Origin of the sequence: Pseudomonas frederiksbergensis (assembly GCF_017114915.1) — a bacterium.
In the GTDB taxonomy this organism is placed as follows: domain Bacteria; phylum Pseudomonadota; class Gammaproteobacteria; order Pseudomonadales; family Pseudomonadaceae; genus Aquipseudomonas; species Aquipseudomonas frederiksbergensis_I.
In genome coordinates this window covers 42668-59274 of sequence record NZ_JAAUOE010000014.1, presented here as the reverse complement: position 1 = coordinate 59274, position 16607 = coordinate 42668, and the positions used below count along the sequence as shown (strand labels likewise).

Sequence of the window (16607 nt, the reverse complement as noted above, 5' to 3'; positions counted from 1 at the left end):
TTATTGTTCACTGACGTTACAGCAGTCTAGTCAGCCCCCGGAGTTCGGCCAGTTGCATTGGCAGCCAGCTTGGTGACCGAACGAGTCAGCGCGCGGGTGAGCCTGGATCCATGTCAGCGCACTGCCGCCAATAAAGGCCGGTCAGCCCCGCAGAACGCTGACCAGGTCCGCCAGCCACGGCTCGGCGTCGGTTTCCGGCGTTACGGTTTCGCTGGCATCAAGACGCAGCATCGGCAGGACTTCGCGCACGCCCAGTTCGCCGAACAACTCACGCATTTGCTCACCGCCGCCGCAGAACGTATCGCCATAACTGGAGTCGCCCAGCCCGATAACGGCACCCGGCAAGCCACGCCAGGCGGCGGGCAATTGATCGCGGATCATCGAATACAGCGGTTGCAGGTTGTCCGGCAACTCGCCCATGCCCGTGGTCGAGGTCACCGCCAGAAATGCTTCCGGGCCAAAGGCCTGTACATCGGCGAGGGTCGCGCGTGGGTTGTGCCAGGTTTGAAAACCGGCGGTGTTCAAAATGCTCGCAGCGTGGCGGGCGACTTCTTCAGCCGTGCCGTACACCGAGCCGGAAAGGATGGCGACTTTCATCAATCTGTTCCTGAAGCTGAGTAAAAGGCCGGGATATTAACAGCACGGCCTTCATTGATCTTTTAGAATGCAGAGGCTGAACCTGCCATGTTCAAATCGACGAACGGCTCAAACCAATCTGCGAATTAATGGTCATTTACTACAATCACCGATGACTTTGTAATTATTCCTTTCGAGCAAATCATGCAGCGCGACGCACTCCTGACCCAGGATGAGCTGGATTTTATCCAGAACATGCAACACAACCCGCAGCTCAATGTGCGGGATGCGACGTCCAGTCTGCTGGTCAATGGCGGTTCGCAGATTCGTGATTTGCTCACGCGCCTGGCCGCTCATGAGCAAGTCACCATCCAGGCCACTTTCGAAAATCAGCAAATGACCTTCCCGCTGCACCTGGTGGAAGATGAATTTCACGCCATGCATCTACGCCTCGGCGTCCCCAGCATTTACGAAGACGGGCCGATGATCCGGCCATGGCGCCTGGCGCTCGAAGAGCCGGTTGCGCTGGAAAATGCCAAGGGGCAACCCGGCACGATGTGGGTGCACGAAATATCGTTCAAAGGGGTTTTGCTGGAAGTTCGCAACAAGACCAAGGCACCCAAGCATTTCGCGTTGTGGTTCAGCCCTTCAGGCTACGAGCGGATTGCGTTGCGCGGCACCTTCGAGCGTGAAACCGAACAGGGTTTCTACGCCTACGAGTTGAGCCAGAGCGACAAGGATGAAACCGAACGTCTGCGTCAGTACATCCTTCAGCAGCATCGCCTGACTCACCCCGCACTGCATACCTGATCTCAGGTATCCAGGTTTCCCGCCAGGAACTGTTTCAGACGCTGGCGCATCAACGATCCCTCGTTTCCCAGGCAACCAATCGACGACCCGGCCAGGCTCTCCTGCGCCAAGTCCGACGCATCCCCGGCCAGCAATAGCTGACAATCCAGGCTCATGGCCAGGCGTTTCAAACGCCGTGGCAGCTCGGAGGCAGGCACGTGATTGGAAAACAACACCAGCACATCTGGCTTGCTTCTCTGACAGACCAGCGTCAGTTCATCGAATGGCTGGCCGACAGTCAACATCCGGATATTGGTCTCGGTGCCGCCGAGCAGTAACGCCGCGACCAACAATTCGAGCTCATGGCACTGACAGTCCAAAGCGCTGAGCAGCACGCGGCGTGTTTGCGCGGAGCGCATCAGCAATAGACGTTTCGATACTCGAGAACGTAAAAAGGCATCCAGGAACAGCCACTCGCTGGTCAGGCCGAACGTCTCCTGGCGCTGCAACAATTGCTTCCAGAGCGGAATCAGAATGTCTTGAAACACCACGGTCTGGGAGTAACTGGAAAAGATCTGTCCATAGATTCTCTCCAGTTGAATGTCGTCAAAAGCACTGACGGCAGCCTGGACCTGCTCTTGCCATTGCGCGCAGTCAACCTGCAACCGTTCGTCGGAGATGATCGGCGGTTCGGTCTTGCTGAGTATTTTTCCAACCTTGCTGACGGCAACACCGCGCTCGATCCAGCCAAGGATGCTGCGAACTCGCTCGATATCGGTCATCGAATACAAACGGTGCCCACTTTCGGTGCGCGTGGGCAGTATCAGACCGTAGCGTCGCTCCCATGCTCTTAGCGTGACTGGATTGACCCCCGTCAGACGCGCTACCTCACGAATCGGAAACAGGTCTTCTCGAATCAGGGAGGTACTGGAGGGTAAGCCAGGCGCAATGTCGGTTTGCACAGGCATCATAGATCAACGTCCATGTATGAATTCGGACACATTTTAACTCTCCTGCCCCGGCAGTATTCAACACATCGTTGAACTAATTAGCACTGACGTCCCAGACATAATCAGGAATAATCCTTGCTTGTCCCAAGATGCAGCCCACCACCCCGGCGCTGCGTCTGGCGAAGCTCTTATCCGGAGCGACGCGTTTGTCATTGGAGATACACAATGTCTACTTCCCCCGTCACGCTGATGGTTGCGCGTCGCGTCGCCGATGGGCGCTATCAGGACCTGATGGCCTGGTTGCGCGAAGGCGAACAATTGGCCACCGACTTCCCCGGCTATCTCGGCTCCGGCGTGCTCGCTCCGCCACCCGACGATGATGAATTCCAGATTATCTTCCGCTTCGCCGACGAGCAGACCATGCACGCCTGGGAGCATTCCGCGTCGCGTACTGCCTGGCTGGGCCGCGGCAGCGATCTGTTTGCCCATCCTTCAGAGCATCGGGTCAGAGGCATCGATGGCTGGTTCGGTGCGGTCGGGCAACGTCCCCCGCGCTGGAAACAGGCCGTGGCCATCTGGCTGGCGTTCTTTCCGGTGTCCCTGCTGTTCAACTTCGTGCTGGGGCCGCTGCTGGCTGAAACAAGTTTGCTGACCCGCGTGTTCGTCAGCACCCTGTGCCTGACGCCACTGATGGTTTATTTCTTCATTCCACTGTCGACCCATCTGCTGGCCGGATGGCTGAACACCGCACCGCAACGATCGTTGCCCGCTGAGCCTTCCACTCAAAATCGTTAAAAGATCGCAGGCTGCGCCAGCTCCTACACAAGCGCCAATGTCCCGCGTCCCTGTAGGAGCTGGCGTAGCCTGCGATCTTTTCGGGACAAGGCACGGCTTGTCGCTGGTATAGTTTTGCGACAACCGCGACGCGAGCCGTTCATGACCTCTTCCGCAGCCCCCATCCTCATCACCGGTGCCGGCCAACGTGTCGGCCTGCACTGTGCGCAGCGTTTGCTCGAAGACGGCCATCCGGTCATTTTCAGCTACCGCAGCGAACGCCCCGGCGTAAAGACCCTGCGCGACCTGGGAGCGACGGCGGTGTTCGCGGACTTTTCCAGCGAAGGCGGGATCCTCGCCTTCATCGGCGAACTGAAGAACCACACCGACAGCCTGCGGGCGATTATCCATAACGCCTCCGAATGGCTGGCCGAGACCCCAGGCACCGAAGCCGCATCCTTCACCCAAATGTTCAGCGTACACATGCTGGCGCCCTATCTGATCAACCTGCACTGTGCCGACTTGCTCAAACGCTCAAGCCCCGCCGACATCGTCCACATTAGCGATGACGTGACTCGCAGGGGCAGCAGCAAACACATCGGCTACTGCGCCAGCAAAGCCGGGCTCGACAGCTTGACCCTGTCCTTTGCCGCGAAATACGCCCCAGCCATCAAGGTCAACGGTATCGCGCCAGCCCTGCTACTGTTCAATCCCGACGACGACGCGGCGTACCGCGCCAGGGTTCTGGCCAAATCGGCACTGGGTATCGAGCCTGGCAGCGAAGTGATTTACCAGAGCCTGCGTTATTTGCTCGATAACCCTTATGTCACCGGCACGACCCTGACCGTCAATGGCGGACGGCACGTCAAGTAATCCGCCCTTGCGAGGATGTTCCATGAACTTATCCCTGCCCCAAAACTTTCGCGAGATCCTGATCGGCCTCGGTGAAAATCCCGACCGCGAAGGGCTGCAAGACACCCCGGTGCGCGCCGCCAAGGCGATGCAATACCTGTGTCATGGCTATGAACAAAGTGTTGAAGAAATCGTCAACGGCGCGCTGTTCGCCTCCGACAACGATGAAATGATCATTGTCGACAACATCGAGTTGTACTCGCTGTGTGAACATCACATGCTGCCCTTCATCGGCAAGGCGCATGTGGCTTATATTCCGACGGGCAAGGTGCTGGGCCTGTCGAAAATTGCGCGGCTTGTGGATATGTTCGCCCGCCGCCTGCAAATCCAGGAAAACCTCACCCGGCAAATCGCCGAAGCCGTGCAGCAAGTGACCGACGCCGCCGGTGTCGCGGTGGTCATCGAAGCCCAGCACATGTGCATGATGATGCGCGGCGTCGAGAAACAGAATTCGACCATGAACACCTCGGTGATGCTCGGTGCCTTCCGCGAGTCGAGCAACACCCGCCAGGAGTTCCTGCAATTGATTGGACGGAGCAAGTAGCAATGCCACAACTTCAACCAGGAATGGCACGCATCCGGGTCAAGGACCTGTGTTTGCGGACTTTCATCGGGATCAACGAGGACGAAATCCTCAACAAGCAGGACGTGCTGATCAACCTGACCATCCTGTATGCCGCCCAGGATGCAGTACGAGACAACGACATCGATCATGCGTTGAACTACCGCACCATCACCAAGGCGATCATCGCCCACGTGGAGGGCAACCGCTTCGCCCTGCTCGAGCGGCTGACCCAGGAGTTGCTGGACCTGGTCATGGTCAACGATTCGGTGCTATACGCCGAAGTCGAAGTCGACAAGCCCCACGCCTTGCGCTTCGCCGAGTCAGTATCGATTACGCTTGCAGCGAGACGCTAGCTTCAAGCTTCAAGCGCCAGGCTGTAAACTTCGAGCCACCGCAACCTATCCTGCAGCTCGAAGCTTGCCGCTTGCAGCTGTCTTGCAGAGACCTCTCATGAACGATCAACAACGCCTGGAACTTGAAGCCGCCGCCTTTCGCCGGCTGGTTGCCCACCTGGACAGCCGCAAGGACGTGCAGAACATCGACCTGATGAACCTCTCGGGTTTCTGCCGCAACTGCCTGTCCAAGTGGTACAAGGCCGCCGCCGATGAACGCCAGATCGACGTCAGCCTCGACGAAGCCCGCGAAGTGGTTTACGGCATGCCGTACGCCGAGTGGAAAGCCCAATACCAGAAAGAAGCCAGCGCCGACCAACAAGCGGCGTTCGCCAAAGGGAAACCCAATGAGTGATTTGAACACCCTGCGCGCCAGCCTCAAGAGCGGCGAACATGCTTTCGCCGATACCCTGGCGTTCATCGCCGCCGGTTACGACTATCAACCCCAGGCCTTCAACAACGGCGGTGTGGAAAATGCCGCCGGGCAGAACGAAGGTTCGTGCAAGACCCTGGGTCTGGCGCTGCTGGAAGGCCTGAGCGATGAAGAGGCTCTGCTGGCATTCGGTGAGCATTACCGCTCGGTGGTGGCCACGCCGGAAGGCAGCGACCACGGCAATATCCGGGCGTTGATTGCCCATGGCCTGGCCGGCGTCAAGTTCACTCAGCAGCCGCTGACACGCCTGTAGGAGCTGGCTTGTGTAGGAGCTGGCTTGTGTAGGAGCTGGCTTGTGTAGGAGCTGGCTTGCCAGCGAAGGCATCCTGAAGAGCGATACACATTCAAGGCCCCCTTCGCCAGCAAGCCGGCTCCTACGGATTGGGTACACCATCAATCCCGATCCACATCCCGACTTTTAAGATTGACCCGGCAACTTTATTTCGTTTGCCGGGCACCTCTGCTCGCGGCTTAGATAAAAAGAAGCCCCCCTTCTTCAGAGTCAGCCCTCCATGCGCAGCGAATCCATCAGCCAGTCGATCTCCATCGTTCACCCTGTCAGCCTCAGCCACGGCAAAAACGCCGAGGTCTGGGACACCGACGGCAAACGCTACATCGACTTTGTCGGCGGCATCGGCGTGCTGAACCTCGGCCATTGCCATCCGCGCATCGTCGAGGCCATTCGTGAACAGGCCACCCGACTGACCCACTACGCGTTCAACGCGGCTCCCCATGTGCCTTACCTCGAACTCATGGATCGCCTGGCTGCGTTCATTCCGGTGGATTACCCGGTCAGCGGCATGCTCACCAACAGCGGCGCGGAAGCGGCGGAAAACGCCCTGAAGATTGTCCGTGGCGCCACCGGGCGCACCGCGATCATTGCCTTTGACGGCGCCTTCCACGGTCGCACGCTCGCCACCCTCAACCTCAACGGCAAAGTCGCCCCCTACAAACAGAAAGTCGGCGTGCTGCCAGGCCCGGTGTACCACCTGCCCTTCCCCAGCAAAGATAATGACGTGACCTGTGCCGAGGCCCTGAAGGCCATGGATCGGCTGTTCAGCGTCGAGATCGACGTGAATGACGTGGCCTGTTTTATCGTCGAGCCGGTGCAGGGCGAAGGCGGCTTTCTGGCGATGGATGTGGAGTTCGCCCAGGCGCTGCGGCGATTCTGTGATGACAAAGGCATCCTGCTGATCGCCGATGAAATCCAGTCCGGCTTCGGCCGCACCGGCCAGCGGTTTGCATTCTCGCGCCTGGGCATTGAGCCGGACCTGATCCTGCTGGGCAAAAGCATTGCCGGCGGCGTGCCGCTGGGTGCGGTCGTCGGGCGCAAATCGCTGGTCGACAACTTACCCAAGGGCGGATTGGGCGGCACCTACTCGGGCAATCCCATCGCCTGCGCCGCCGCGTTGGCGACCCTGGACGAAATGAGTGATGTACATCTGCACACATGGGGCACGCAACAGGAAGAAGCGATTGTCAGCCGCTACGAGACCTGGCGAACCCGCGAACTGTCACCGTATCTGGGCCGTTTGACTGGCGTGGGTGCAATGCGTGGCATCGAACTGATCAATGCCGACGGCACACCGGCGTCGGCGCAGCTGACACAGCTGCTGGCCCTGGCGCGAGACTCGGGTTTGCTGCTGATGCCCAGCGGCAAGTCGCGTCACATCATTCGGCTGCTCGCGCCATTGACCACTGAGGCCGCCGTGCTGGAGGAAGGGCTGGATATTCTTGAGGCGTGCCTGGCGAAATTGTCCTGAGGCCGAATCGTCTGCCCACAAAAAAACCGGCCAAGGCCGGTTTTTTGTTTTCTACGCAATCAGAACGAAGCGTTCTGCAGACCGTCGAGGTAACGCTCGGTGTCCAGGGCCGCCATGCAACCGGCGCCGGCCGAGGTGATGGCTTGACGGTAAACGTGGTCAGCCACGTCACCGGCAGCGAAGATGCCTTCGACGCTGGTGGCAGTAGCGTTGCCATCACGGCCGCCCTGTACAACCAGGTAGCCGTCTTTCAACGTCAGCTGACCTTCGAACAACGAAGTGTTCGGGGTGTGGCCGATGGCGATGAACACGCCGTCGACTTTGATTTCGTCGAAGCTGCCATCGTTGTTCTTCAGGCGAGCACCGGTCACGCCCATGTTGTCGCCCAGCACTTCATCCAGGGTCGCGTTCAGCTTCAGGATGATCTTGCCCTCGGCAACCCGGGCATTGAGCTTGTCGATCAGGATCTTCTCGGCGCGGAAAGTTTCGCGACGGTGAATCAGGGTCACGGTGCTGGCGATGTTGGCCAGGTACAGCGCTTCTTCGACAGCGGTGTTACCGCCACCGACCACAGCCACTGGCTTGTTGCGATAGAAGAAACCGTCGCAGGTTGCGCAGGCCGAAACGCCTTTGCCCATGAAGGTTTCTTCCGACGGCAGGCCCAGGTAACGCGCGCTGGCACCGGTGGCGATGATCAGGGCATCGCAAGTGTAAGTCGCGCTGTCGCCGATCAGGGTGTACGGCTTGGCGGCGAAGTCCACGGCATTGATGTGATCGAACACGATCTCGGTTTCAAAGCGCTCGGCGTGTTCCTGCATGCGCTGCATCAGGGCCGGGCCGGTCAGGCCATGGACATCGCCTGGCCAGTTGTCGACTTCGGTGGTGGTGGTCAGTTGACCGCCGGCCTGCATGCCGGTGATCAGCAGTGGCTTGAGGTTGGCACGGGCCGCATAGACCGCGGCGCTGTAACCGGCAGGGCCGGAACCGAGAATAATCACTCGCGAATGACGAACTTCAGACATGACCTGCTCCTGTTGACCGGCCCGAAACACTGGGCGCGGAACGCCGGATTGCCGGCGGGAATAAAAAAGGACCGTTGAAAGCACTTGGGGAAGGCTTGGGCTCGACAGTCCTGTAAAAAGATTGGGTGCAGCGTATCGAGGGGGCGAAGATTAAGGAAATACGGTTTAACAATCCAGCTCATAGGCGGTCTCTATGTCGTTGCCATGAATGCATAGACGCCTTTGTTACCGTTAATGTCGATGCCACTACCGCGCTTTCGCCTGTCAGGCAAAGCCGGTAAGGTCGGCGCGTTTACCTCTGCTAGGAGCACGTTATGCCCGCCCCTGTTCTGTCCGGCCCGCAATACCTGCGCGAAGGCCTCAAACTGATCCTGAGTCCCGGCCTGCGTCTGTTCGTGTTGTTGCCGCTGGCAATCAATCTGGTGCTGTTCGTCGGATTGATCTATCTGGCCGGCCATCAGTTCAGCCTGTGGGTCGATACGCTGATGCCGTCCCTGCCCGATTGGCTGAGTTTTCTCAGCTACATCCTCTGGCCACTGTTCGTGGTGCTGGTGGTGCTGATGGTGTTCTTTACCTTCACGATGCTCGCCAACGTCATCGCCGCGCCGTTCAACGGCTTCCTGGCGGAGAAAGTCGAAGTGGTGGTGCGCGGCACCGACGACTTCCCGGCCTTCAGCTGGGGCGAACTGATCGCCATGATCCCCCGCACCCTGGCCCGGGAAATGCGCAAGCTCGGTTACTTCCTGCCAAGGGCCATCGGGCTGTTCATCCTGTCGTTCATCCCGGTGGTCAACATCATCGCCGCGCCGCTGTGGCTGCTGTTCGGGGTGTGGATGATGGCGATCCAGTACATCGACTACCCGGCAGACAACCACAAGCTTGGGTGGAACGAGATGCTCGCCTGGCTGCGGCAGAAACGCTGGCAGAGCATGAGCTTCGGCGCGATGGTGTATCTGGTACTGATGATTCCGGTGGTCAACATCCTGATGATGCCGGCGGCCGTGGCCGGTGCGACGTTGTTTTGGGTGCGTGAGCGTGGGGCGGAGAATCTGGTGGCAGAGCGCCGTTAACCGCGTCACAAATCCGTCTTTCAACCGTCACAATGACGACATGGCCTCAGCCGACACTGAGGTCATGACGACAGCTCTGCATATCACTCTGATCACCGAAACCTTCCCACCGGAAATCAACGGCGTGGCCAATACCCTTGGCCGCTTGTTCGACGGTTTGCGCGCGCGTGGACATCAGGTGGAGTTGATACGGCCACGTCAGGGCGGCGACCCAGTCATGGGCAGTAACGATGAGTTGCTGCTGTGTCGGGGCTGGCCGCTGCCGGGTTATCCCGGCTTGCAATGGGGTCAGTCGTCGATGCACAAGCTGCTGCGGCGCTGGAAGCGTCATCGCCCGGACGTGTTGTACATCGCCACCGAAGGGCCGCTGGGGTTGTCGGCGTTACGCGCGGCGCGGCGTCTGGGGATTTCGGTGGTCAGCGGTTTTCATACCAATTTTCAGCAGTACTCCAGCCAGTATGGGCTCGGGTTGCTGACGCGCTTGCTGACCCACTACTTGCGCTGGTTTCACAATCGCTCAACCCTGACCCTGGTGCCCAGCGCCAGCCAGCGACTGGAACTGGAGCGTCGCAGTTTCGAGCGCCTGGCGTTGCTCTCTCGCGGCGTCGACAGCCAGTTGTTTCATCCGGCCAAACGGCTGAAGCCGCTGCGTGAGCAATGGGGACTGGCCGAGGATGACATTGCCTTCATCCACGTAGGACGCTTGGCTACAGAAAAAAATCTAGGCTTGCTCAAGCGCAGTTTCGACACACTGAAAACGACTTATCCACAGCGCAACATGAAATTGATTGTGGTCGGTGACGGCCCGCAACGATCGGAGCTGGAGAAGGCCCTGCCCGAGGCGATTTTCTGCGGTTCCCAACGCGGCGAAGCCCTGGCCAGTCACTATGCGTCGGGGGATGTGTTTCTGTTTCCGAGCCTGACCGAAACCTTTGGCAATGTGGTGCTTGAAGCATTGGCCTCGGGATTGGGGGTGGTGGCGTACGATCAGGCCGCGGCGGCTCAGCATATTCGCCATGGCTACAACGGCGTACTGGCCATGCCCGGGGATGAACAGGCGTTTTGCGATGCGGCACGTTGGCTGCTGGAGGAACGCGAAACCTTGCGCTGCGTGCGGCTCAATGCCCGTCAGCATGCAAGCCGTCAGGGCTGGGCGGCGATTATCGAGCAGTTCGAGGGGCAGTTGCGGGGGGCTTGCCACGATCCTCGTGGCGAGGGGGCTTGCCCCCGTTCGGCTGCAGAGCAGTCGTAAATCCGGGTACTGCGGTGTGCCTGGTAGAAATGAGTTGCCAGGGTCAGGGGCCGCTTCGCGGCCCAACGGGGGCAAGCCCCCTCGCCACATTAAACCAGCGTCATCAACGCCTCACGGCTGAACGGCAAAATGTCCTGCTCACGACCGTCGCGCACTTTGTGCGCCCAGTCCGGGTCCACCAGCAATGCACGACCCACCGCCACCAGATCGAACTCATCGTTATTCAACCGCTCCAGCAGTTTTTCCAGGCTGGCCGGCTGCGCGATCTTGTCGGTGTTGACCATGAATTGCAGGAACTCGCCATCCAGGCCGACGCTGCCGACGGTGATGGTCGGCTTGCCGGTGAGCTTGCGGGTCCAGCCGGCCAGGTTCAGTTCGGAACCGTCGAACTCCGGCTCCCAGAAACGCCGCGTCGAGCAGTGGAAAATGTCCACGCCGGCGTCGGACAACGGCTTGAGGAATTCGCCCAACGCCTCCGGTGTCTGCACCAGACGCGCGGTGTAGTCCTGCTGCTTCCACTGGGAGAACCGGAAGATGATCGGGAATCCCTCTCCGACCGCTGCACGTACCGCCTGAATCAATTCGATGGCGAAGCGCGAACGGTTGGCCAGGCTGCCACCGTATTCGTCGGTGCGCTGGTTGCTGCCTTCCCAGAAGAACTGATCCACCAGATAACCGTGGGCACCGTGGATTTCCACGCCGTCCATGCCGATGCTCCGGGCGTCTTTGGCCGCCTGGGCGAACGCGGCGATCACGTCCTGGATATCCTGTCGGGTCATGCCGTGAACCACGACCTGACCGTCCTTCAACTTTTCCGACGGACCGTAACCCGGCACGCTGGCATCCGGCTCGGTGCCGATACGACGAACGCTGCCCACATGCCACAGTTGCGGAACGATCTTGCCACCCTCGGCATGCACCGCGTCGACAACTTTCTTCCAGCCAGCCAATGCGGCTTCACCGTAGAAGTGCGGCACGTTCGGGTAGCCGTTGGAGGCCTTGTGACCGACGGTGGTGCCTTCGGTGATGATCAGGCCAACACCGGCGGCGGCGCGACGACGGTAGTATTCGATCACTTTGGAATTGGGCACGCCGCCCGGCGAAAACGAGCGGGTCATCGGTGCCATGACGACGCGGGTCGGCAGTTCGAGAGCGCCGAGGTGAAAAGGCTTGAACAGGGCTTTGACAGGCATGGGACGCTCCACGGGACATAGACTTTATGACGCCGATAATATGGAGAGTATCCAGCCTTGAACAGCACTATTGATTTGGGTGATTAAGAGTCAAAAGACAGAACGGATTGTAGGAGCGAGGCTTGCCCGCGAAGGCGTCATGTCAGTCAGCAATGATGTCGACTGACATGACGCCTTCGCGGGCAAGCCTCGCTCCTACAAGGGGATATCAGCTCAACGCTTTTTCGATAGCCTGGACGACAGAAGGATCATCCGGCGCCGTACGCGGCGAGAACCGCGCCAATACGCGACCGTCCTTGCCCAGCAGGAATTTTTCGAAGTTCCAGGTGATATCGCCCGGGAATTCCGCGCCCTCGCCCGCCAGAAGGCGGTACAGCTGATGACGATCATGACCGTTGACTTCCAGCTTGCTGGACAACGGAAAGGTCACGCCATAGTTGAGGCTGCAGAACGCCTGGATCTCCTGTTCGGTGCCCGGTTCCTGCCCGGCAAACTGGTTGCACGGCAAGCCCAGCACACTGAAACCCTTGTCCTTGTATTGCTGGTAGAGGTTTTCCAGCGCCGCGTATTGTGGGGTCAAACCACATTTGGAGGCGACGTTGACCACCAGCACGACACGCCCCTTGAAGGGCGCCAGAGGTAGCTCCTGACCATCCAGGGCTGTCAGTTTAAGGTCGTGAAAAGCACTCATGACGAACTCCAAATTCCTGTGTTCTTCTCAAAACAGCCACTTGGCGGTGCCACCGGAGGACAGCCGCGGACTAAAAAGGCGCCCTCGGGCGCCTCTCCAGCTCTCGAAAGCTTAGCGCAGAAAATCAGTGGTGATGGCCACCTTCGCCATGGACGTGACCATGAGCGATTTCTTCCTGGCTGGCATCACGGATGGCAACGATCTTGACCTGGAAATTCAGGCGCTGACCGGCCAACGGGTGGTTGCCGTCGACGGTGACATCGTCGCCGTCCAGATCGCGAATGGTGACGATCTGCATCTGGCCATCCGGAGCGGAAGCGTGGAACTGCATGCCCACTTCCAGTTCGTCGACGCCTTCGAACATGCTGCGGCTCAGGGTGCTGACCAGTTCGGCGGCGTATTCGCCGTAGGCATCTTCAGGTTCTACGGCGACAGTCAGTTCGTCACCGACTGCTTTGCCTTCCAGTGCCCTTTCCAGGCCCGGGATGATGTTACCTGCGCCTTGCAGGTAGACCAGCGGCGCGCCGCCGGCGGAGCTGTCGATGACCTCACCAGCGTCGTTGGTCAGGGTATAGTCGATGGAGACAGCCTTATTGGCGGCGATCAGCATGGGGCGAGACCTTTTGCATAAGAAAGATGAATGTCCAAGTTTAGCGAAGCAATCGCCCGAAAGCGAACACAACCCGGACAGACGGGTCGCGACGAAAGCCTCGACCATCACAGGTTTCCATCAGGACGAGGATGGGCACTGGGTGGCCGAGCTGTCCTGCGGCCATACCCAACACCTGCGGCACCAACCACCGTGGCAATCCCGGGCCTGGGTGCTGGACCCTTTGCGGCGCCATGAAAAAATAGGCCAGCCCTTTGATTGCGGTTGGTGCGCACAGGGCTCGGTTAGCGATAACCTTGACCACTGAATATCGGTAGACCGCCAACCATAGGCGTTCACCATTGCCTGCTCCCTTAGAGAATCCGCATGCAAACTTTTTTTATCGCGCCCACCGATTTTGGTGTGGGTCTGACCTCCATCAGCCTCGGGCTGGTGCGCACCCTTGAGCGGGCCGGCCTGAAAGTCGGCTTTTTCAAACCGATTGCCCAGCCGCACCCGGGCGACACAGGCCCTGAACGCTCCACTGAACTGGTGGCCCGCACCCACGGCTTGAAACCGCCTCAGCCGCTTGGCCTGGCCCACGTCGAGCGGATGCTCGGCGACGGCCAGCTGGACGAACTGCTCGAAGAAATCATCACCCTGTATCAGCAAGCCGCTGTCGGCAAGGACGTGCTGATCGTCGAAGGCATGGTCCCGACCCGCAGCGCCAGTTACGCGGCGCGGGTCAATTTGCATTTGGCCAAGAGCCTCGATGCCGAGGTGATTCTGGTTTCGGCACCGGAAAACGAAGTGCTGACCGAATTGTCCGGTCGGGTGGAATTGCAGGCGCAGTTGTTCGGTGGGCCGAAAGACCCGAAAGTGCTGGGCGTGATCCTCAACAAGGTCAAGACCGACGAAAGCATGGACGCCTTCGCCTCGCGTTTGAAGGAGCACTCGCCGTTGCTGCGCAGTGGCGACTTCCGCCTGCTCGGCTGCATCCCCTTTCAGCCCGAACTGAATGCGCCACGCACCCGCGACGTGGCCGATCTGATGGGCGCTCAGGTGCTCAACGCCGGCGACTACGAAACCCGGCGCATGACCAATATCATCATCTGCGCCCGCACCATGCGCAACACCGTGGAGCTGCTCAAGCCCGGCGTGCTGGTGGTGACCCCTGGCGATCGCGACGACATCATCCTCGCGGTCAGCCTCGCGGCGATAAACGGCGTGCCCCTGGCCGGCCTGTTGCTGACCAGCGACACCCTGCCCGACCCGCGCATCATGGAGCTGTGCCGAGGCGCCTTGCAGGCCGGCCTGCCGGTGTTGTCGGTGAGCACCGGCTCCTACGACACCGCCAACCAATTGAACGGTTTGAACAAGGAAATCCCGATCGACGATCGCGAACGCGCGGAGATCATTACCGACTTCGTCGCCGGCCACCTGGACGCCAACTGGCTGCACCAGCGCTGCGGTACGCCACGGGAAATGCGCCTGTCGCCAGCAGTATTCCGCTATCAACTGATCCAGCGCGCCCAGGCTGCCAACAAGCGCATCGTATTGCCCGAAGGCAGCGAACCGTTGACCGTGCAGGCCGCCGCCATCTGCCAGGCGCGGGGCATCGCCCGTTGCGTGTTGCTGGCCAAACCGGCGGACGTCGAAGCCGTCGCCCGCGCCCAGGGCATCGAGTTGCCGCCAGGGCTGGAAATCCTCGACCCGGACCTGATTCGTGAGCGTTACGTCGAGCCAATGGTCGCGCTGCGCAAGACTAAAAGCCTCAACGCGCCGATGGCCGAGCAGCAACTGGAAGACACCGTGGTGATCGGCACCATGATGCTGGCGCTGGATGAAGTCGACGGGCTGGTGTCCGGGGTCATTCACTCCACGGCCAACACCATCCGCCCGGCCCTGCAGCTTATTAAAACGGCGCCGGGCTGCACCCTGGTGTCGTCGGTGTTCTTCATGCTGTTTCCCGAAGAGGTGCTGGTCTATGGCGACTGCGTGATGAACCCGCATCCGAGCGCCAGCGAACTGGCCGAGATCGCCTTGCAAAGCGCCGATTCGGCAGCGGCGTTCGGCATTACTCCACGGGTGGCGATGCTCAGCTACTCCAGCGGTGAGTCGGCCAGCGGCGAAGAAGTCGAGAAGGTTCGCGAGGCCACCTTGCTCGCCCATGAACAGCAAAATTCACTGTTGATCGACGGTCCGTTGCAGTACGACGCCGCCGCCAACGAAACCGTGGCCCGGCAACTGGCGCCGAACAGTCAGGTGGCCGGTCGCGCCACGGTGTTCGTGTTCCCCGACCTGAACACCGGCAACACCACCCACAAAGCCGTGCAACGCAGCGCCGACTGCGTCAGCCTCGGGCCGATGCTGCAAGGCCTGCGCAAACCGGTGAACGACCTGCCGCGCGGCGCGCAGGTCGACGACATTGTCTACACCATCGCGTTGACCGCGATTCAAGCGGCCAACCGACCCATGGATGTTTAAATGCTGGATTTTCTCCCTGCACCCGTACGCGGCGTAATCGCCTCGCTGCTGTTGGCGCTGAATACGATTCTGCTCTGCTCGTTTCTGTTCTGTGTGGCACTGTTCAAAGTGTTGCCGTTCGCCCTCACCCAACGTTTCGCGCGCTGGCTGATGAGCCATACCCACGAAGCGTGGATCAGTAACAACAAAGGCTGGATGAATCTGGTTGGCCGCACTCGCTGGCACCTCAGCGGTTTGCAAGACCTCGACTATCGGCACTCCTATCTGATCACCAGTAACCACCAGAGCTGGGTCGACATCATGGTGTTGCAGTACGTGCTCAACCGTCGCATCCGCCCGCTGAAGTTCTTCCTCAAACAGGAACTGATCTGGGTGCCGGTGATTGGTCTGGCGTGGTGGGCGCTGGGTTTTCCGTTCATGAAGCGCTACTCCAAGGCCTATCTGGAAAAGCATCCCGAGAAGAAAGGCAAAGACCTGGAGACCACCCGCAAGACCTGCGACACGTTCCGCGATAACCCGGTGGGGATTTTCAACTTCGTCGAAGGCACGCGCTTCACCGAGGGCAAACACGCCCAACAAGGCTCACCGTTCCGCTACCTGCTCAAGCCGAAAGCGGGCGGTATTGCGTTCGTGCTGGATGCCATGGGCGACCAGTTGGAAGCCATCGTCAACGTGACCATTCACTATCCGGCCGGGCGTCCGGGTTATTGGGATTTGCTCTGCGGCAAAGTGAAAGATGTCGTGGTGCACTTTCAGGAACTGAAGATTCCACCGCAGTTTATTGGCAAGAACTACGAGCAGGATGGGGTGTATCGCCTGGAGTTTCAGGGGTGGATCAATCAGTTGTGGAATGACAAGGATGCGTTGTTGGGGCAGATGCATCGGGAGTATCCGGCCAAAGTTTGAGGTGCTTGTACCGGCCTCNGCAGATGCATCGGGAGTATCCGGCCAAAGTTTGAGGTGCTTGTACCGGCCTCTTAACTGATCGTTCCCACGCTCTGCGTGGGAATGCATCCTGTGACGCTCTGCGTCACGCTTGCGAAGGGACGCGGAGCGTCCCGGGCGGCATTCCCACGCAGAGCGTGGGAACGATCATCACCAGACACAAAAAAACCCGCAGACGATCACTCGTCTGCGGGTTTTTCATTT

At 59.7% G+C, this 16607-nt stretch carries 19 protein-coding genes; 13 read left to right on the top strand and 6 right to left on the bottom strand.

The genetic code is table 11. From position 1 onward, the window contains the following. Positions 1 to 141: 141 nt before the first annotated feature. Entirely contained in the window at positions 142 to 597 is a 456-nt protein-coding gene (locus tag HCU66_RS12875; RefSeq protein WP_205888839.1) for a flavodoxin, read from the bottom strand. A 183-nt stretch (positions 598 to 780) separates the two neighbouring features. Between HCU66_RS12875 and HCU66_RS12870 the strand changes: the two genes are divergently transcribed. Beyond that, positions 781 to 1386 (top strand): hypothetical protein, encoded by a 606-nt coding sequence (locus HCU66_RS12870; protein ID WP_205888838.1) that lies wholly within the window; start codon positions 781 to 783, stop codon positions 1384 to 1386. Between the two features lie 2 nt (positions 1387 to 1388). Here the strand turns inward: HCU66_RS12870 and HCU66_RS12865 are convergent, their stop codons facing one another. After that, on the bottom strand, positions 1389 to 2333 hold the full coding sequence (locus HCU66_RS12865) for a MerR family transcriptional regulator (protein ID WP_205888892.1): 945 nt from the start codon (positions 2331 to 2333) through the stop codon (positions 1389 to 1391). A gap of 207 nt (positions 2334 to 2540) precedes the next feature. On the opposite strand from HCU66_RS12865, the gene HCU66_RS12860 reads away from it, so the two are divergent. The 7 genes from HCU66_RS12860 (at position 2541) to HCU66_RS12830 (ending at position 7154) form a co-directional block, all read left to right on the top strand. Next, positions 2541 to 3110 carry an antibiotic biosynthesis monooxygenase gene (locus HCU66_RS12860; RefSeq protein WP_205888837.1) on the top strand — a complete coding sequence of 190 codons (570 nt, stop codon included), beginning with the start codon at positions 2541 to 2543 and terminating at the stop codon, positions 3108 to 3110. Positions 3111 to 3251: 141 nt separating this feature from the next. After that, a complete protein-coding gene (gene folM, locus HCU66_RS12855; RefSeq protein WP_205888836.1) occupies positions 3252 to 3962 on the top strand; it encodes a dihydromonapterin reductase in 711 nt (236 codons plus the stop codon). A gap of 22 nt (positions 3963 to 3984) precedes the next feature. Next, positions 3985 to 4545, top strand: coding sequence for a GTP cyclohydrolase I FolE (gene folE, locus HCU66_RS12850; RefSeq protein WP_205888835.1), 561 nt, complete (start codon positions 3985 to 3987; stop codon positions 4543 to 4545). Between the two features lie 2 nt (positions 4546 to 4547). Beyond that, positions 4548 to 4919: a dihydroneopterin triphosphate 2'-epimerase gene (gene folX / locus HCU66_RS12845; RefSeq protein ID WP_205888834.1), complete on the top strand. Its 372-nt coding sequence runs from the start codon at positions 4548 to 4550 to the stop codon at positions 4917 to 4919. 97 nt (positions 4920 to 5016) lie between these two features. Next, complete coding sequence (locus tag HCU66_RS12840; protein ID WP_018927179.1) at positions 5017 to 5313, top strand: DUF1244 domain-containing protein; 297 nt, start codon at positions 5017 to 5019, stop codon at positions 5311 to 5313. Next, positions 5306 to 5644, top strand: a complete 339-nt coding sequence (locus HCU66_RS12835; RefSeq protein WP_205888833.1) for a HopJ type III effector protein — start codon at positions 5306 to 5308, stop codon at positions 5642 to 5644. Before HCU66_RS12840 ends, HCU66_RS12835 begins: the two co-directional genes overlap by 8 nt. A 259-nt stretch (positions 5645 to 5903) precedes the next feature. Further along, entirely contained in the window at positions 5904 to 7154 is a 1251-nt protein-coding gene (locus tag HCU66_RS12830; RefSeq protein ID WP_205888832.1) for a 2-aminoadipate transaminase, read from the top strand. 59 nt (positions 7155 to 7213) lie between these two features. Here HCU66_RS12830 and trxB read toward each other — a convergent pair whose 3' ends face one another. Beyond that, positions 7214 to 8176, bottom strand: a complete 963-nt coding sequence (trxB, locus tag HCU66_RS12825; protein ID WP_205888831.1) for a thioredoxin-disulfide reductase — start codon at positions 8174 to 8176, stop codon at positions 7214 to 7216. 314 nt (positions 8177 to 8490) lie between these two features. Between trxB and cysZ the strand changes: the two genes are divergently transcribed. Together cysZ and HCU66_RS12815 are read left to right on the top strand one after the other, a co-directional pair. Next, entirely contained in the window at positions 8491 to 9246 is a 756-nt protein-coding gene (gene cysZ, locus HCU66_RS12820; RefSeq protein WP_205888830.1) for a sulfate transporter CysZ, read from the top strand. Positions 9247 to 9286: 40 nt separating this feature from the next. Next, positions 9287 to 10498 (top strand): glycosyltransferase family 4 protein, encoded by a 1212-nt coding sequence (locus HCU66_RS12815; RefSeq protein ID WP_205888829.1) that lies wholly within the window; start codon positions 9287 to 9289, stop codon positions 10496 to 10498. Between the two features lie 89 nt (positions 10499 to 10587). Here the strand turns inward: HCU66_RS12815 and HCU66_RS12810 are convergent, their stop codons facing one another. The 3 genes from HCU66_RS12810 to HCU66_RS12800 form a co-directional block, all read right to left on the bottom strand. Then, positions 10588 to 11691, bottom strand: coding sequence for an NADH:flavin oxidoreductase (locus HCU66_RS12810; RefSeq protein ID WP_205888828.1), 1104 nt, complete (start codon positions 11689 to 11691; stop codon positions 10588 to 10590). Between the two features lie 208 nt (positions 11692 to 11899). Beyond that, positions 11900 to 12382 (bottom strand): glutathione peroxidase, encoded by a 483-nt coding sequence (locus tag HCU66_RS12805; protein ID WP_205888827.1) that lies wholly within the window; start codon positions 12380 to 12382, stop codon positions 11900 to 11902. Between the two features lie 124 nt (positions 12383 to 12506). Further along, entirely contained in the window at positions 12507 to 12992 is a 486-nt protein-coding gene (locus tag HCU66_RS12800) for an FKBP-type peptidyl-prolyl cis-trans isomerase (RefSeq protein ID WP_007986735.1), read from the bottom strand. Here HCU66_RS12800 and HCU66_RS12795 point away from each other — a divergent pair. The 3 genes from HCU66_RS12795 to HCU66_RS12785 are packed head-to-tail and all read left to right on the top strand — an operon-like array spanning position 12961 to position 16364. Further along, positions 12961 to 13299 (top strand): DUF3565 domain-containing protein, encoded by a 339-nt coding sequence (locus HCU66_RS12795; protein ID WP_205888826.1) that lies wholly within the window; start codon positions 12961 to 12963, stop codon positions 13297 to 13299. The two genes, HCU66_RS12800 and HCU66_RS12795, sit on opposite strands and share 32 nt — an antisense overlap. A 59-nt stretch (positions 13300 to 13358) precedes the next feature. Further along, positions 13359 to 15458: a phosphate acetyltransferase gene (pta, locus tag HCU66_RS12790; RefSeq protein WP_205888825.1), complete on the top strand. Its 2100-nt coding sequence runs from the start codon at positions 13359 to 13361 to the stop codon at positions 15456 to 15458. Beyond that, entirely contained in the window at positions 15459 to 16364 is a 906-nt protein-coding gene (locus HCU66_RS12785; RefSeq protein WP_205888824.1) for an acyltransferase, read from the top strand. The last annotated feature ends 243 nt before the right edge of the window (positions 16365 to 16607 follow it).

Excerpts from the sequence above, each read along its gene's own strand:
- folX (WP_205888834.1), top strand. The coding sequence starts at position 4,548 with ATGCCACAACTTCAACCAGGAATGGCACGCATCCGGGTCAAGGACCTG.
- HCU66_RS12830 (WP_205888832.1), top strand. The coding sequence starts at position 5,904 with ATGCGCAGCGAATCCATCAGCCAGTCGATCTCCATCGTTCACCCTGTC.
- HCU66_RS12835 (WP_205888833.1), top strand. The coding sequence starts at position 5,306 with ATGAGTGATTTGAACACCCTGCGCGCCAGCCTCAAGAGCGGCGAACAT.
- HCU66_RS12865 (WP_205888892.1), bottom strand. The coding sequence starts at position 2,333 with ATGCCTGTGCAAACCGACATTGCGCCTGGCTTACCCTCCAGTACCTCC.
- HCU66_RS12800 (WP_007986735.1), bottom strand. The coding sequence starts at position 12,992 with ATGCTGATCGCCGCCAATAAGGCTGTCTCCATCGACTATACCCTGACC.
- HCU66_RS12805 (WP_205888827.1), bottom strand. The coding sequence starts at position 12,382 with ATGAGTGCTTTTCACGACCTTAAACTGACAGCCCTGGATGGTCAGGAG.
- HCU66_RS12875 (WP_205888839.1), bottom strand. The coding sequence starts at position 597 with ATGAAAGTCGCCATCCTTTCCGGCTCGGTGTACGGCACGGCTGAAGAA.
- HCU66_RS12860 (WP_205888837.1), top strand. The coding sequence starts at position 2,541 with ATGTCTACTTCCCCCGTCACGCTGATGGTTGCGCGTCGCGTCGCCGAT.
- folM (WP_205888836.1), top strand. The coding sequence starts at position 3,252 with ATGACCTCTTCCGCAGCCCCCATCCTCATCACCGGTGCCGGCCAACGT.
- pta (WP_205888825.1), top strand. The coding sequence starts at position 13,359 with ATGCAAACTTTTTTTATCGCGCCCACCGATTTTGGTGTGGGTCTGACC.
- cysZ (WP_205888830.1), top strand. The coding sequence starts at position 8,491 with ATGCCCGCCCCTGTTCTGTCCGGCCCGCAATACCTGCGCGAAGGCCTC.
- HCU66_RS12810 (WP_205888828.1), bottom strand. The coding sequence starts at position 11,691 with ATGCCTGTCAAAGCCCTGTTCAAGCCTTTTCACCTCGGCGCTCTCGAA.
- HCU66_RS12795 (WP_205888826.1), top strand. The coding sequence starts at position 12,961 with ATGGAGACAGCCTTATTGGCGGCGATCAGCATGGGGCGAGACCTTTTG.
- folE (WP_205888835.1), top strand. The coding sequence starts at position 3,985 with ATGAACTTATCCCTGCCCCAAAACTTTCGCGAGATCCTGATCGGCCTC.
- HCU66_RS12785 (WP_205888824.1), top strand. The coding sequence starts at position 15,459 with ATGCTGGATTTTCTCCCTGCACCCGTACGCGGCGTAATCGCCTCGCTG.
- trxB (WP_205888831.1), bottom strand. The coding sequence starts at position 8,176 with ATGTCTGAAGTTCGTCATTCGCGAGTGATTATTCTCGGTTCCGGCCCT.
- HCU66_RS12815 (WP_205888829.1), top strand. The coding sequence starts at position 9,287 with ATGGCCTCAGCCGACACTGAGGTCATGACGACAGCTCTGCATATCACT.
- HCU66_RS12840 (WP_018927179.1), top strand. The coding sequence starts at position 5,017 with ATGAACGATCAACAACGCCTGGAACTTGAAGCCGCCGCCTTTCGCCGG.
- HCU66_RS12870 (WP_205888838.1), top strand. The coding sequence starts at position 781 with ATGCAGCGCGACGCACTCCTGACCCAGGATGAGCTGGATTTTATCCAG.